The organism is Natribaculum luteum (assembly GCF_023008545.1).
Lineage (GTDB): Archaea > Halobacteriota > Halobacteria > Halobacteriales > Natrialbaceae > Natribaculum > Natribaculum luteum.
Genome location: NZ_CP095397.1, coordinates 3,590,971 through 3,605,469 on the forward strand (window position 1 = coordinate 3,590,971; position 14,499 = coordinate 3,605,469).

The 14,499-nt window shown below is 62.1% G+C and carries 14 protein-coding genes and 1 tRNA gene; 10 read left to right on the plus strand and 5 right to left on the minus strand.

All coding sequences use genetic code 11. The annotated features are described in order from the left end of the window. Positions 1-3: 3 nt before the first annotated feature. Complete coding sequence (locus MU558_RS18495; RefSeq protein ID WP_246970609.1) at positions 4-759, minus strand: GNAT family N-acetyltransferase; 756 nt, start codon at positions 757-759, stop codon at positions 4-6. Between the two features lie 196 nt (positions 760-955). Between MU558_RS18495 and MU558_RS18500 the strand changes: the two genes are divergently transcribed. The 5 genes from MU558_RS18500 to MU558_RS18520 all read left to right on the plus strand — a co-directional run bounded on the left by MU558_RS18500 (position 956) and on the right by MU558_RS18520 (position 5,670). Then, on the plus strand, positions 956-2,026 hold the full coding sequence (locus tag MU558_RS18500; RefSeq protein WP_246970611.1) for a succinylglutamate desuccinylase/aspartoacylase family protein: 1,071 nt from the start codon (positions 956-958) through the stop codon (positions 2,024-2,026). A 151-nt stretch (positions 2,027-2,177) separates the two neighbouring features. Beyond that, positions 2,178-2,573 (plus strand): succinate dehydrogenase, cytochrome b556 subunit, encoded by a 396-nt coding sequence (gene sdhC / locus MU558_RS18505; RefSeq protein ID WP_246970613.1) that lies wholly within the window; start codon positions 2,178-2,180, stop codon positions 2,571-2,573. Then, a complete protein-coding gene (locus MU558_RS18510) occupies positions 2,573-2,938 on the plus strand; it encodes a succinate dehydrogenase hydrophobic membrane anchor subunit (protein ID WP_246970616.1) in 366 nt (121 codons plus the stop codon). Before sdhC ends, MU558_RS18510 begins: the two co-directional genes overlap by 1 nt. A 1-nt stretch (position 2,939) precedes the next feature. Next, positions 2,940-3,830: a succinate dehydrogenase/fumarate reductase iron-sulfur subunit gene (locus MU558_RS18515; protein WP_246970618.1), complete on the plus strand. Its 891-nt coding sequence runs from the start codon at positions 2,940-2,942 to the stop codon at positions 3,828-3,830. A 4-nt stretch (positions 3,831-3,834) separates the two neighbouring features. Further along, positions 3,835-5,670 carry an FAD-binding protein gene (locus MU558_RS18520; protein ID WP_246970620.1) on the plus strand — a complete coding sequence of 612 codons (1,836 nt, stop codon included), beginning with the start codon at positions 3,835-3,837 and terminating at the stop codon, positions 5,668-5,670. 33 nt (positions 5,671-5,703) lie between these two features. Here MU558_RS18520 and MU558_RS18525 read toward each other — a convergent pair whose 3' ends face one another. Further along, the gene (locus MU558_RS18525; RefSeq protein WP_246970622.1) at positions 5,704-5,898 is read right to left on the minus strand and encodes a XapX domain-containing protein; all 195 of its coding nucleotides are present in this window, start codon (positions 5,896-5,898) and stop codon (positions 5,704-5,706) included. A 134-nt stretch (positions 5,899-6,032) separates the two neighbouring features. Here MU558_RS18525 and MU558_RS18530 point away from each other — a divergent pair, with 134 nt between their 5' ends. Then, positions 6,033-6,245, plus strand: coding sequence for a helix-turn-helix domain-containing protein (locus tag MU558_RS18530; RefSeq protein ID WP_425607607.1), 213 nt, complete (start codon positions 6,033-6,035; stop codon positions 6,243-6,245). A gap of 15 nt (positions 6,246-6,260) precedes the next feature. Here MU558_RS18530 and MU558_RS18535 read toward each other — a convergent pair whose 3' ends face one another. From MU558_RS18535 to MU558_RS18545, 3 genes are all read right to left on the minus strand, one after another. Further along, the gene (locus MU558_RS18535; protein WP_246970626.1) at positions 6,261-6,533 is read right to left on the minus strand and encodes a hypothetical protein; all 273 of its coding nucleotides are present in this window, start codon (positions 6,531-6,533) and stop codon (positions 6,261-6,263) included. Between the two features lie 45 nt (positions 6,534-6,578). Beyond that, positions 6,579-7,394 carry an HD domain-containing protein gene (locus tag MU558_RS18540; RefSeq protein ID WP_246970629.1) on the minus strand — a complete coding sequence of 272 codons (816 nt, stop codon included), beginning with the start codon at positions 7,392-7,394 and terminating at the stop codon, positions 6,579-6,581. A gap of 122 nt (positions 7,395-7,516) precedes the next feature. Beyond that, entirely contained in the window at positions 7,517-7,996 is a 480-nt protein-coding gene (locus MU558_RS18545) for a redoxin domain-containing protein (RefSeq protein ID WP_246970630.1), read from the minus strand. 137 nt (positions 7,997-8,133) lie between these two features. Between MU558_RS18545 and MU558_RS18550 the strand changes: the two genes are divergently transcribed. From MU558_RS18550 to MU558_RS18565, 4 genes are all read left to right on the plus strand, one after another. After that, complete coding sequence (locus MU558_RS18550; protein ID WP_246970633.1) at positions 8,134-8,430, plus strand: Sec-independent protein translocase subunit TatA/TatB; 297 nt, start codon at positions 8,134-8,136, stop codon at positions 8,428-8,430. A 15-nt stretch (positions 8,431-8,445) separates the two neighbouring features. Further along, positions 8,446-8,518, plus strand: a tRNA-Arg gene (locus tag MU558_RS18555). Between the two features lie 506 nt (positions 8,519-9,024). After that, positions 9,025-12,435 (plus strand): ATPase, T2SS/T4P/T4SS family, encoded by a 3,411-nt coding sequence (locus tag MU558_RS18560; RefSeq protein WP_246970635.1) that lies wholly within the window; start codon positions 9,025-9,027, stop codon positions 12,433-12,435. Beyond that, positions 12,432-14,498 carry a type II secretion system F family protein gene (locus MU558_RS18565; protein WP_246970638.1) on the plus strand — a complete coding sequence of 689 codons (2,067 nt, stop codon included), beginning with the start codon at positions 12,432-12,434 and terminating at the stop codon, positions 14,496-14,498. Before MU558_RS18560 ends, MU558_RS18565 begins: the two co-directional genes overlap by 4 nt. The last annotated feature ends 1 nt before the right edge of the window (position 14,499 follow it).

Below are 14,499 nucleotides of genomic sequence, written 5' to 3' on the forward strand. Positions count from 1 at the left end.
GTCTCACAGCCAGGCCGCGTCCCAGCGGGTCGGCTTTCGACGGTTGCCACAGACGTTACACTCGACCCGTCCCATCGTGTCCATCGCGATGTCGACGCTCTCGCAGTTCCCACAGAACCAGCTGTACCGACGCGTCCCCTCCTCGCTCTCGTAGGCCGTATAAAACGGCGCTTTCGATCCACGTACTGCCTCGCCGTAACTGACGTAGACCGTCTCACCGTCCAGTTCGACTGCCTCTATCGCACGCCACTCGTCGTCGGACTCGAGTTCGCCAGCGACGAAGACGTTCTCGGTGTAGGTCTCGTCACCGACTTCGATCTCGCGCGTGCCGGCGCGCTCGAAGCCGTGGTTCGCGTAGAACTCGTTGCCGAGTTCGTTGTCCTCGAGGACGAGACCGCGAATCTCCTCGGCCCCCAACTCGAGGAGTTCTTCGCGAGTCCGCACTAGCAGCCGAACGCCGGTTCCGGCCCCGCGGTGGTCGGGATCGACGTGCAACCAGAGGATCTGCCCGGTCTCGTGTCCGTCGCCGACGAGTTCGCTCTGGGAGAACCCGGTGATCGTCCCGTCGTCTTCGGCGACGAGAAAGAGCACGCGGTCGCTCTCGAACGCCCCCTCGAGTGCGTCGTCGCTGTACCACTGCTCGACGGCGTCGTCGACCGTCGACTCGTCGAGGAAGTCGGTGTACGACGATCGAAGGGACGCGTGGGCGATCGATCGAATGCTGTCGGCGTCGTCGACGGTAGCCTCGCGAAGCTCCATGCGCAGACGTATGTGAGCATGTTACAAAACCTATGCGCCGACCGAAATCGCGTTACGTCGACGCCGATCGCCTCGAGTGACGATGCCTGCTGGCGCTGTTTCCCGGAGACCGCAAGCCGTCCGGCAGTTGCTCCGGGAACGGCCGACGGCAGACGTTATGAGGCACGCTTTATGCGCTCGTCCCCGACACGGACGTATGAGCGATGTCGACACTGGCAACGAGCCGCCCGACGAGAGCGACGCATTCACGTACAACGGCGGTCGCGTCGACCCTGGCGAGTCGGCAAACATTCGATACGGGATCAGCGAGACGTACCTCGGTGATCCCGTCCGGATCCCGGTTACAGTGGTGAACGGCGAGCACCCGGGGCCGACGGTGTTTCTCTCGGCGGCCGCACACGGCGACGAACTCAACGGCATCGAGGTCGTCCGCGAGGTCGCACACGACTGGGACCACTCGGTGCTTCACGGGACGCTCGTCTGCCTGCCGGTGATGAACGTGCCGGGATTTCTCGCCCAGGAGCGATATCTGCCGATCTACGACCGGGACCTCAACCGATCGTTTCCCGGTCGCGAGGGGTCGACGAGTGCAAAGCGGATGGCACACCGAATCTTCACGAACTTCATCGAACCCTGTGACCTGGGGGTCGACTTTCACACGTCGACGCGTGGACGGACGAACATGCTCCACGTCCGGGCGAACGTGGACCGACCCGAGGTCGAACGGGTCGCGAAGGCGTTCGGTTCGAACGTCATCATCTCCGGCGAGGGGCCCTCCGGGACCCTGCGTCGCGAGGCGACCGAGGCGGACATCCCCACGATCACCGTCGAAATGGGCGAGGCCCACCGCTTCCAGCGTGGTCTCATCGATCGCGCGCTGACCGGCGTCGCGAGCGTCCTCGCCGAGTTCGGCCTCCACCAGGACTCCTCGGTCCACTGGCCGGGCTGGCGGACCGTCATCGACGACGCCGACGAGAAGACGTGGCTTCGCGCCGACGCGGGTGGTATCGTCGACATGAAACACGGTCGCGGCGGCCTCGTCTACGAGGGCGACGTCATCTGCACGATCACGAATCCCTTCAAGGAGGAAGACGACATCGACACCGTCGAAGCACCCTTTACCGGGCTGATCGTCGGCGTCCTCGAGAACCCCGTCGTCTACCCCGGCAACCCGCTCTGTCACCTCGTCGGCCTGAGCGAGGACACCCTTTCCGCACTCGAGCGCGAGGTCACCGGAGCCGACTCGATCGCCGACGTCCTCGACTGACCGGCGACCGACTGACATCTCGCAGCGACAGGTCGAAAACGCAGGGGTATAGTGCCTCTATCACGTGACTGTCCCCGTTTGAGGAGATAGTCCTTCGGAGGAGACAAAAGTAACTTCTATACCCCAGCGGTCCAACCCTCCGACTGAGAGCATGAGTCAGTCTTACAATCGCGGTCTCATCGAGGACTTCGGTCGCTGGAAGGAGTTCTCGGCCGGGATGTGGGCGTGGATTTTCCACAAGTTCACCGGGTGGATGCTCATCGGCTACCTGTTTACCCACATCGCCGTGCTGAGCAGCTCCCTGACCAGCCCCGAGGCGTACACGACGACTATCCAGGGACTCGAGAGCCTGTTTATCATCCGGGTGCTCGAGGTCGGACTCCTCGCAGTCGCAGTCTTTCACATCCTCAACGGGATCCGACTGCTGATGGTCGACCTCGGCGTCGGGCTCGAGGCCCAGGACAAGAGCTTCTACGCGTCACTGATCATCACCGGGATCATCGTCGTTGCGAGCGTCCCGACGTTCCTCGACGGGGTGACCTTCTAATGGCAGAGCGCTACTCTTCGTTTACCCCGGGCGGAACGGGATGGCTGCTCCAGCGGCTCACGGCGGCGTTTCTGATCGTCGTGCTCGCGTTCCACTTCTTCCTGTTGCACTTCGTCAACCACGCCGCAGACGTGACGTTCGCCGCAACGCAGGCGCGGATGCAGAACGTGGGCTACTTCCTGACGATGGTGCTGTTTCTCGTCACGGCCGCGTTCCACGGCGTCAACGGCGTCTACAACGCGCTTCTCAACCAGGGGTTGACGGGCACTCGAAAGAAAGTCGTCTTTGCAGTCCTTACCCTCGCCGGACTCGCACTGGTCGCCCAGGGTACCTACGTCGCACTCGTCATGGCGGGGTGGATGTAACATGAGTACGCAACAACAGAAGCAACCGGACGAACCCGAAACGCAAGAAGCGCCGACTGACCAGGAGATGAAAGCGGAGGCGTCGCCCCAGCAGAAGCGACTCCAGCGCAAACGAGAGCAACAGAGCGCACGCGAGGCGTCGGCGGACGAGGGCGAACTTGAGGGGGAGACGGTCCACCTCAAGGTGTTCCGCTACGACCCCGAAGTCGCGGACAAACAGGAGCCGCGGTTCGACGACTTCCACGTCCCGTTCGAGAAGGGGATGACGGTGCTCGACGCGGTGATGTACGCGCGAGACCACTTCGACTCCTCGCTGACGTTCCGTCACTCCTGTCGGCAGGCGGTCTGTGGCTCGGACGCCTTCTTCGTCAACGGCAAGCAGCGCCTTGGCTGTAAGACCCAGATCAGCGAACTCAGCCAGCCGGTTCGCGTCGAGCCGCTGCCCCACCAGGAAGTCGTCAAGGACCTCGTGGTGGATATGGACCACTTCTACGAGCAGATGCACGCCGTCGAGCCGTACTTCCAGTCCGAGGATCTGCCCCAGGGCGAACTCGAGGAGCAGCGCCAGAGCCGCGAGAACCGCGAGAAGATCAAGATGAGTTCGCGATGTATCTGGTGTGGCGCGTGTATGTCCTCGTGCAACATCGCCGCGGGCGACAACCAGTATCTCGGGCCAGCAGCGATCAACAAGGCCTACAAGTTCGCGATGGACGATCGCGAAGAAGACGAGATCAAAGAGCACCGACTCCGCATTTTGGAACAGGAACACGGCGTCTGGCGGTGCCAGACACAGTTCTCCTGTACCGAGGTGTGTCCGAAGGACATCCCGCTGACCGAGCACATTCAGGAGCTCAAGCGTGAAGCAGTCAAGAAGAACCTGAAATTCTGGTAAAATAATGTACGAACACGACGTCATCGTCGTCGGCGCAGGCGGCGCCGGCCTCCGGGCTGCGGTCGCAGCACACGAAGCAGGAGCGGACGTAGCGATGGTCACCAAACTCCACCCGGTGCGCAGTCACACCGGGGCTGCGGAGGGCGGCATCAACGCCGCGCTCCGCGAGGGAGACGACTGGGAACTCCACGCCTACGACACCATGAAGGGCTCGGACTACCTGGGCGACGCGCCCGCAGTCGAGACCCTCGCGAAGGACGCCCCTGAAGAGACGATCAACTTGGAGCACTGGGGGATGCCCTTCTCCCGCGAGGAGGACGGCACCGTCTCCCAGCGTCCCTTCGGTGGACTCTCGTTCCCGCGGACCACCTACGCCGGTGCGGAGACCGGCCACCACCTGCTGCACACGATGTACGAGCAGGTCGTCAAACGCGGTATCGAGGTCTACGACGAGTGGTTCGTGACGCAACTTGCCGTCACCGACGAACCCGACCCGAACGACCGCACCTGCCACGGCGTCGTCGCCTACGACGTCCAGACCGGCAAGATCGAGGGATTCAAGGCCCGCAAGGGTGTCGTCCTCGCAACCGGTGGTCCCGGCCAGGCGTTCGACCACACGACAAACGCCGTCTCCTGTACCGGCGACGGACAGGCCATGGCCTACCGTGCGGGCGCGCCGCTCGAGGACATGGAGTTCATCCAGTTCCACCCGACCTCCCTTCCCTCCACTGGCGTCCTCATCTCCGAGGGCGTCCGCGGTGAGGGTGGCATCCTCTACAACAACGAGGGCGAGCGGTTCATGTTCGAGTACGGCTACGCGAACAACTCCGGCGAACTCGCCTCTCGAGACGTCGTCGCCCGCGCCGAGTTGACCGAGGTCAACGAGGGTCGCGGCGTCAAAGACGAGTACGTCCACCTCGACATGCGCCACCTCGGCGAGGAGCGCATCATGGACCGCCTCGAGAACATCCTGCACCTCGCGGAGGACTTCGAGGGCGTCGACGGCCTCGTCGAGCCGATGCCGGTCAAACCAGGCCAGCACTACGCGATGGGCGGTATCGAGACCGACGAGAATGGCGCGACCTGTATCGACGGCCTCTACGCCGCAGGCGAGTGTGCCTGCGTCTCCGTCCACGGCGGGAACCGCCTGGGTGGGAACGCCTTGCCCGAACTCATCGTCTTCGGCAAGCGCGCCGGCTACCACGCCGCCGGTGGCGACCTCGGCGAGGCCGAGATCGAGACGGGCTACGCCGACGACGTCGAGGACGACGACACCGACCTCCCGATCACGCCCGGCGAGGCCGGCATCGAACCCGAAGGCGTCGCCGCCGACGGCTCCGGACAGGTCGCCGACGCCAAGGGCACGCTCGAGCGCGCCGTCGAAGCCGAACGTGAGCGCGTCGATCACCTGCTCGAGAAAGACGACGGCGTCCAGCACTCGGAGATCCGGTCGAAGCTCCAGCAGGCGATGACCGACTACGTGAACGTCTTCCGAACCGAGGAGGGCGTCAAGAAGGCCCTGAAGATCATCCGCGAGTGCCGCCAGGAGTATCAGGACGTCTACGTCGACGACCCGTCGCGAACGTTCAACACGGACCTCCAGCACACCATCGAGACGCGGAACCTGATCGACGTCGCCGAGACGATCGCGCTCGGCGCACTCGTCCGTGACGAGTTCCGCGGCGCTCACTGGCGCAAGGAACACCAGGAACGCAAAGACGACGAGTGGCTCAAGCACACGCTCATCTCCTGGGACCGCGGCAAGCCGTCGGTCTGGTACCGCCCCGTCATCCTCGAGGGCGAGGAGAAGACCTACGAGCCGAAAGTGCGCAGCTACTAACCACGACGGCGTTTTGCGGTTTTCCGTTTTCGCCTAGACCCCGAGCGCGTCGAGGACGTCCACGCCGACGTCGAAGTAGCCGATCAGTTTGTACCCGAGGTAGATACCGACGATCCCCATGAGCCCGGGCAGCTCCGGCGGGGCGGGGATCGGGACGTGGAGGAATCGGAACAGCGCGCCGGTAAGGAGACCCGTCAGCAGCGCGAGGACGGTGATCTGTAGGGACATACCCGTCTATCTCCCGTGTGGCGATAAAAACCGTGTGGCGTGAGCCACTCTTGCTGGCGATCGAGCTCCGAAGTTCGTCGATCGTCGTAGAGTAGTTTTATTATCGTCGATGGATATACGGTGCACGTATGGAGATGACGCTGCAACGCGCAGACGTATCGGTACCGGACGACCTCACGTCGGCACGGGCGAAACTCCTCTACCTCTATCTCTCCGTTCGGGGGCAGGCGACTGCCGACGAGGTCTGTGCAGATCTCGATCTCGACAAGGGGACCGTGCTTTCGATTACGGGAACGCTGCGCGAGCAAGGATACGTGCGCCGAGAAGACGGCCAGTACGCCGTCTAGTACTCGAGACGACCCTCAACGCACTCGCGTGAGGAGGACGTCGGCGACGAACGACCCGATCATCAGCGGCACCAGAACGTAGCCGAACGCCTGGAGCAAGACGAGCGTCGACCACTGTCCGAGCGGTTCGGTCGGCGGCCAGAGCATCGGGACGACGTCGACGAGGAAATCCCGCGTCAGGAACGCGAGTATCAGAAAGACCACGAACGAACACGCCAGTCTGACGGCGAGCTGTCGCGGATCGACGCCGTCGGCCGGATCTGGATCCGGCCACTCCTCGTCTGGCATACCCGCACGTAGGGACATCGGCCGCTTGAACCGTTCGACTCGACGCTACAGTTCGATGCGTTCGACGAGCTGTTCGCGGTTCTCGTTCGTATTGACGGCGACGATCCGGATCAGATCCTCAAGTCCAGACCCCTTGAGCTTGGCTTTCAGCAGGTTGTCGACCTGGTAGACGCCTGCGGCGTTGGTCATCTCGATTTCGACCATCACGGGTCGGCTCTCGCCTTCGTGCAGCGAGACGCGGCTGATCGCCTGACTCGAGAGGGTGTTGATGCCACGTCCACCCTGCTCGTAGGGAATGCGTGACCGCCCACGTTCCATGTCCAGTGCGTCGGCGACGCGGATGACGCCCGCCTCGGTCGTCAACGGCGTCTCGGCGGTGTGGTGACAGAGGATCGCATGGAGGATCTCGCTTTTCATCCTGACGGCCTCGGGGACGTCGTAGAACCCCGGCAGGACGTTGTCGAGAATGTCTGACGCGAGTGGGATCGAATAGTAGGGGTGCTGATCGCGGTGGACCACGTGCCCGACGTCGTGGAGGGTGGCAGCGAGTGCGATGATGACCGACTCGTCTTCTTCCTCGAGTCCCTGCTGGCGGGCACCGTTGAAGTCGACGTCACCGGCTTTCAGCAGGTCGTAGAGACAGAGCGCGCGGTTGCGGACGATCGAGATGTGTTTGGTACCGTGATCGTTGTACCCCTTGCGGTCGACGGCGTTGACGTTCTGAGCCTCGAGGAAGGCGTTGATCTCCTCGTCGTCGTCGACGTACGCGAGGACCTCGTTTAACTTCTCGTCGGGGAAGTGGTGGTCGTCGTCGGGGGAGTAGACGCGACGGGAGTCATCGCGAGTCTCGCTATCGCTCATACGAGAACGTCGACTGCAGGGCAAAAAAGCGCTCCGCCAGCAGACGTCCGGCGGGCAACCGGATCGGTGGGTCGTCCGTGGGTCGGTCTCACGACGACTGTTGTGAGTCAGTCACAACACGTTCAGGCGACGTCGGCGACTGCGTCCTCGACCTCGTCGTAATCGGGTTCGACGCCGGGATCGTCGCTTACCCATGCGTACGTGATTTCTCCGTCGGCGTCGATGACGAACACCGAGCGCTTTGCGACGCCGTAGACGCCCAGGTTGTCGAAGTCCATGCTGACGTCGTAGGCGTCGATAATCTCGCGATCGAAGTCGCTCACAAAGTCGAAGGTGAGATCGTTCTGTGCGCGAAACTCGTTGAGCGCGAATGGGGAGTCGACGCTGACGCCGTAGACGCTCGCGTCGAGGTCGTCGAACGCCGCCAGGCGATCCTCGAACGTACACATCTCGGTCGTACAGACGCTCGTGAACGCACCGGGGAAAAAGGCGAGGACGATCGGTGCCTCGTCCTCGAGACGGTCCGAAAGCGTGATCGACTCGACGTCGCCGGTCGCGAGTGGTGCGGTGAACTCCGGGGCAGTATCGCCAGTTGTGGGCATCACCAGTGCTTGTTCATTCACGAAAAAGACAGTTTCGTTCCAGGATAGTTCCGGTCGCCTAGACGCCGAAACGCGAGGTCTCGTGAATCGAACGAGCAAAAAGGTTATAATTGACAGCGGGTAAGCCACGCGTAGAGATGCACGCCGAAATCACACCGCTGTTTATTCCCGGCGGACTCGGACCGCCGGAACTGGCAATTATCCTGGTCCTCGCGATCCTGCTGTTCGGGGCCAACAAGATCCCGAAACTCGCACGATCGACCGGTGAGGCCATGGGCGAGTTCCAGAAGGGGCGCGAGAAGGTCGAATCGGAGCTCGAAGAGATGCGTGAGACGGGCGACTACGACGACGAACCGGCAGCCGACGACGACTTCGTCGACACCGAACCGGTGACGGCAGACGAGGAGACGGAGACGGAAACGGAACCGAACTGAGCTTTTTTCGAACGAGGGCGTGTGGCCTAGCGGATAGGGCAGGAGGTTCCTAACCTTCTGATCGCGGGTTCGAATCCCGTCACGCCCGTGCAGTGAGAAACGGAGTGACGAGCGAACCGGCATGACGGAATTCGAATCAGGGAGCAGCTTCGCTGCGACCGTGGTTCGAATCCCGTCACGCCTCGAGTAATCGTCACCTACACCCTCGAGTGGCCGTTACCAGCGTCGAGTACGACCGACACACACTCGAGTACGCGCTCGCCGGGATACTCGATCGCGTCTCGAGTGTGTCGCCGCTGGCGACGGCGTCTCGAGTGCGGTCGATGGATGAATCGTTTTGTCCGGCAGTATGAAATGAACGCCGATCGGCCGGCGTGGCTCCGGTCGATCTCCGTTCTAGATTTCCATTCCAACACCAGAGATATTTATTAATTAGTTGGCGACCTGTGTGAAGTTACGTAGAACGTTTCATCAGAGAGACGTGTGTGCGAACATAGCAGCCAGCAATGGGAAGCGCGCCCGATGCCGTCGAAATTATCAGAAATGGTAATCCGCGGATGAATTTTTTGAAGGGTGAGTGATTGGTGGAACGCAATGGCTATTGACGAGACCGACCAATCCGATGCCGGGCAGTTTTCTGACGCCGAGGCATCAGAACCTGGGTCGGGAGAGAGCGCGGCCCACGCGCCGACGCGCGATTCGGACGTCCGCGTCGGCGAGTACACGTGGGCAGACTTCATGGAGGAGTACGGACACGGCGACGAGGTGTCCGTGCTGTACCCCCACGGAACGGACGGTCCCGACGACCAGCTCGGGCTCGACACCGACGAGGAAGCGCGGTCGACGGTTCCGTCCGGAGACGACTGGGGCCGCGTCGAGTTCGACCCCGAGGCGTACCTCGGCTACCACCCGGACGACGTACCGGAGTTGATCTCCGACGTCTTCGCGCCGAACGCCAACCAGCTCTGGGACGTCTTCCTCGAGTACGTCGATCCCGAGACGACGCCGGTCACAAAGGGCGTCTACACGTGGGAACACTACAAGTGGGAGTACTACTACGAGGACGACGGCGGTCGGCCACGCGACAGCGAGGGAAACGTCGAACGGTTCGACGAGGAAGAAGCCCTGGGCTTCGATCCCGACGAAATCGAGCGAAAACTCCACCAGGGCGGGAACGCCGCGATGGAACTCGACGAGATCGTCGAGGAACGAACCGTCAACGTCCGCGAGGACGTCGACGAAGACGAGTTCTTCTCGACGGCAGACGGCCACACCACCGTCACCAACCGCTACGACCTCGAGAAGGCGGTTCCGCTGAAGAAGAAACGCCACTTCCGCGAGGAGGAGCGCTACTGGGTGAACAAACCCTATGCGTTCGTCGTCATCTTCCACTCCAAGAAGGAAAACGAGAAGAAGTACTACCTGATCGAGCCGTACCGGAACGAACTCGAGAACGAGGTCCAGGAGTTCCTCTCGGGCAAACTGCGGACGTCGATCAAGTACTCCGACGACCGCGTCAAGCGGACCGCCGACGAGGACGACAGGCGAGAGGTCATCGAAGAGGAGACACATCAGCTGCTGAAACGGTACGACCTCTTCGAGAATCCCAGCGACGGCTCCGGCGGCGGGCTCCTGGAGACGTTCCGGTCGTTACTCGACGACGAAGACGACGAAGCCGAGAGCGAAGACGGCGTCGGGCAACTCGACGGCATCGAAGTCCGACCCGAGCCAGTGCTCCTCGAGGAGGACTCGGACACGCTCAACGAGTACCAGGCCGAGAAACTACTGTACTTCCTCCAGCGGAACTTCATCGGCTACGAGCGAATCGACGGCATCAAACACGACATCAACGTCGAGGACATTTCGTGTGACGGGTACAACTCGCCGGTGTTCGTCTACCATTCGGGATACGAACAGATCATCAGCAACGTCTACCACGGCGAGGACGAACTCGACGACTTCGTCGTCAAACTCGCCCAGCGGTCCGGCAAGGGGATCAGCAAGCGACTGCCACAGGTAGACGCGACGCTCCCTGACGGGTCGCGTGCCCAGTTGACGCTCGGACGGGAGGTGTCGGACCACGGGACGAACTACACGATCCGGCAGTTCAAGGACGTTCCGTTCACGCCGATCGACCTCATCAACTGGAACACGTTCAGTTTAGACGAGATGGCGTTTCTCTGGCTGGCGATCGAGAACCACAAGAGCCTGATCTTCGCCGGCGGGACGGCGTCAGGGAAGACGACGTCGCTCAACGCCGTCTCGCTGTTCATCCCGAGCAACACGAAGATCGTCTCGATCGAGGACACCCGCGAGGTCGAGTTGCCCCAGCGAAACTGGATCGCGAGCGTGACGCGCCCGTCGTTCTCCGACGACGACCAGGGCGACGTCGACGAGTTCGACCTGCTCGAGGCCGCGTTGCGCCAGCGACCGGATTACATCGTCATGGGCGAGATCCGTGGCGAGGAAGGGCGGACGCTGTTCCAGGTCATGTCGACGGGTCACACCACCTACACGACGTTCCACGCCGACTCCGTCGACGAAGTGCTCAAGCGGTTCACGACGGACCCGATCAACGTCTCGAAGACGATGTTCACCGCCCTCGATCTGGTCTCGATCCAGACCCAGACGCGGGTCCAGGGATCGAAGGTCCGTCGAAACAAGTCTCTGACCGAGATCAACCACTACGAGGCCGAAAACGACGAGATCAACGTCCAGGACGTCTACCAGTGGCAAGCCGAGACCGACGAGTTCCTCAAGATGGGGGACTCGAACACCCTGGACGAGATCAAGTTCGACCGCGGGTGGAGTCGAGAGAAACTCGAGGAGGAACTGTTCAAGCGAGAGGCCATCCTCGCGTACCTCATCAAGAACGAACTCAACACCTACGCGCAGGTCGCCGCGACGGTCCAGGCGTTCATCAACGATCCGGACACGATTCTCACGCTCATCGCGAACGGGCAACTCGAGGACAGCCTCGAGGACTTACGGGAGATGGAGAGCGTCCTGATCGACGTCGACCAGGAGAAAGAGGAACTCGTTCCCCGCCCCGATCCGACCGACGAGACGTACAATCTCTCGCTTGACATCCTAGAGCGCGCCGAAGAGTCGCTGTTCGAGGAGTACCGTGGCAAAACGCCGAGCGGACTCGACAGCGCCCTCGGCGGCGTCGAAGAGGCCGATCCGATCGACGTCGAGGCCGAGCCAGCCGACGAGTGGGACATAGACGACGAACCGACGCAGTTCACGTTCGACGCTAGCGAGAGCCTGGGCGAGGATGGCCCCTCGTGGCTCGACGACGACGGTGGATTCGACATCGGAGACGACGACGATTCGGACGCCGCGACGGCGGCAACGGCCAGTTCGGGCGGTCTGTCGGCCGACGCGGACGCAACACGGACTGCCGGGACGAAGCCGGGAGACACCGAAGCCGCGACACCGGACCGACCGGCACTCGAGGCACCCGACTTCGACGTCGACGGAGACGAGGCCGATTCGTCCCCTGACGACCCACCAGCGCCCACGACCGATCGCCCACCTGGAGATGCGCCACAACTCGAGGGCGAGTCGGACGACGAAGGTATCACGCCAGAACTCGAGGGCGACACCGATAGGTCGGACGAACGAGCGCCGTCGACCGACGATGGTGGCCTGTTCGACGACGTCGACAGCGACCTCGAGGGGGCAGAGACCAACGAGTCGGGCGCACGTGCCAGCGACGGCTCGTCGGCCGACGTCGATACGTCGGCGTTCGACGCGATGTTCCCCGACCGCGACCTCGAGACGATATTCGGCAACGACGAGTCGAGTGACGACGACTCGCTGTTCGGAGCCGAGTCTGGATCGCCCTTCGACGACGTAGACGACGCCGACGACGACTCGCTGTTCGACGACGACGCTCCGTTCGGGGACGGGCGTTCGATCTTCGGTGACGACGGTTCGACGAGCGACACCGACGAATCGGGGTCGATCTTCGACGACGCTAACGAGGAAGACGACAGATGAGTCTGGAAGTAGGAGATAGCACGGGCAGTGGGATGGCCACCGGCTCCGACGTTCTCGGCGAGACGTTCTACCCGCTTTACGAGCGGCTGTTCAGCGAAGACAGCGAGTTCGTCGGCGACGTCGAGCGGAAACTCGCACAGGCCCGAATGACCGACACCGTCGAGCTCTATCTCTCTCGAGCACTCGGCATCGGGTTCATCAGTGGACTCTTGCTGTGGCTGCTCGGATTGTTGCTCGGCTACGCCATCTTCGCGACGGGACTCGTCGCCGTCGACACGCTGGTCGGGATGCCGCTCCAGAACCAGGAACTCATCGACCTCATCGAGACGCTGAAGATTCCGGCGCTGGTGCTCGTGACGGGTATGGTCTTCGGGGCGATCGGATTCGCGGTCGGGTTCGGGACCCTGGTCGCCGTCCCGTACTCCCGCGCGTCCGCTCGCAAGCGCGAGATCAACATGCTCCTGACCGACTCGGTGTCGTTCATGTACGCGCTGGCGGTCGGAGGCCTCAACCAACTCGAGATTCTCGAAGCGATGGCAAACGCCGAGGACACGTACGGCGAGGTATCCAGGGAGTTTCAGAGTATCGTCCAGGAGACGGAGTACTTCGACGTCGACTACCGAACGGCGATCCGCAAGCAGGCGATCGAGACGCCGAGCGACGAACTCTCGCAGTTTCTCACCGACATGCTCTCGATCGTCAACAGCGGCGGTGACATGGAGAGTTTCCTCCAGGACAAGAAGGAAAAACACATGCGAACCGCCAAACAGCAACAGGAGACGACCCTCGAGACGCTCGAGCTGTTTGGCGAGATGTACATGACGCTGTCGCTGTTCCCGCTTCTGTTGATCATCCTCATGGTCATCATGAAGATCATGCCCGACGCGAGCATCTCGAACATGATGCTCTACATGACCGTCTACGCGCTGATCCCGCTGACCGGAATCGGGTTCATCGTCCTCGTCTCGACGGTCAAACACGACGAGCCGGGAGACGGCTATCTCACCTCGGGCGGCGACGACCGTCGGATTCAGAGCGCACAGAACAGCGGCTTGCTCGACCTCGGCCTGGTCGAACAGTTCACGGGCGAACACAGCATCTTCGATCGCATCAAAAACCGCGAGGGGACGTACGAGACGATCCAGGTCCTCAGGCGACCACACGTCTTCTTCCGGGAAAACCCGCTTTTGACGCTCGCACTGACGGTGCCGGCAGCGTTTGTCGTCGTCGCGACGGCGATGGCCAACGGGTCGGCGCCGACGTCCTGGGACGGACTCGTCGACAATCCGGTCTGGGGGACGTTCATCTACCTCTACGTCCCGGTCTACATGACGATGATACCGCTTGCGATCTTTCGCGAGTGGAACGTCCGCTCGCGCAAGAAGGTCATCTCGACGCTGTCGGAAGACCTCCGAAAGCTCTCGAGTGCAAACGACACAGGGATGACGCTGCTCGAATCGCTCAAGGCGGTCGCCGAGACGACAAACGGGAAACTGGCTCGAGAGTTCGAGATGATGCACACGAAGGTCAACTACGGGATGAGCCTGACCGAGGCGCTGACCGAGTTCAACAACAAGTATCACATCCCGAGGCTGGCGCGAACGGTCAAACTCATCAGCAAGGCACAGGAGGCCTCCAACGAGATCTCCGACGTCCTCCGGACGGCGGCGACCGCGAGCGAGAACCACGACGACGTCGAACGGGAGCGAAAATCGCGAACGATGATGCAGGTCGTGATTATCGTCATGACGTTCGTGACGATGCTCGCAGTGATGGCGATTCTCAAGACACAGTTTCTCGACACGATGGCCCAACTCAATCCGGGTAACGGCGCGGACATCGAGGCCGGTGGCGGGGCTGGTGGTGCAGCCGGTGGATCCAGCATGGCACTCGACATCGATACGAACCTGTTTTCGATGCTGTTTTTCCACGCAGTGACGTTGCAGGGACTTCTCGCGGGATTCATCAGCGGCTACATCCGTGATGCCGACCTGTTGAGTGGCCTGAAGTATGCAATCGCGCTGGTGACGGTCGCACTCGTCGTCTGGATCATGGTGGGCTAAC

Excerpts from the sequence above, each read along its gene's own strand:
- MU558_RS18495 (WP_246970609.1), bottom strand. The coding sequence starts at position 759 with ATGGAGCTTCGCGAGGCTACCGTCGACGACGCCGACAGCATTCGATCG.
- MU558_RS18500 (WP_246970611.1), top strand. The coding sequence starts at position 956 with ATGAGCGATGTCGACACTGGCAACGAGCCGCCCGACGAGAGCGACGCA.
- sdhC (WP_246970613.1), top strand. The coding sequence starts at position 2,178 with ATGAGTCAGTCTTACAATCGCGGTCTCATCGAGGACTTCGGTCGCTGG.
- MU558_RS18510 (WP_246970616.1), top strand. The coding sequence starts at position 2,573 with ATGGCAGAGCGCTACTCTTCGTTTACCCCGGGCGGAACGGGATGGCTG.
- MU558_RS18515 (WP_246970618.1), top strand. The coding sequence starts at position 2,940 with ATGAGTACGCAACAACAGAAGCAACCGGACGAACCCGAAACGCAAGAA.
- MU558_RS18520 (WP_246970620.1), top strand. The coding sequence starts at position 3,835 with ATGTACGAACACGACGTCATCGTCGTCGGCGCAGGCGGCGCCGGCCTC.
- MU558_RS18525 (WP_246970622.1), bottom strand. The coding sequence starts at position 5,898 with ATGTCCCTACAGATCACCGTCCTCGCGCTGCTGACGGGTCTCCTTACC.
- MU558_RS18530 (WP_425607607.1), top strand. The coding sequence starts at position 6,033 with ATGACGCTGCAACGCGCAGACGTATCGGTACCGGACGACCTCACGTCG.
- MU558_RS18535 (WP_246970626.1), bottom strand. The coding sequence starts at position 6,533 with ATGCCAGACGAGGAGTGGCCGGATCCAGATCCGGCCGACGGCGTCGAT.
- MU558_RS18540 (WP_246970629.1), bottom strand. The coding sequence starts at position 7,394 with ATGAGCGATAGCGAGACTCGCGATGACTCCCGTCGCGTCTACTCCCCC.
- MU558_RS18545 (WP_246970630.1), bottom strand. The coding sequence starts at position 7,996 with ATGCCCACAACTGGCGATACTGCCCCGGAGTTCACCGCACCACTCGCG.
- MU558_RS18550 (WP_246970633.1), top strand. The coding sequence starts at position 8,134 with ATGCACGCCGAAATCACACCGCTGTTTATTCCCGGCGGACTCGGACCG.
- MU558_RS18560 (WP_246970635.1), top strand. The coding sequence starts at position 9,025 with ATGGCTATTGACGAGACCGACCAATCCGATGCCGGGCAGTTTTCTGAC.
- MU558_RS18565 (WP_246970638.1), top strand. The coding sequence starts at position 12,432 with ATGAGTCTGGAAGTAGGAGATAGCACGGGCAGTGGGATGGCCACCGGC.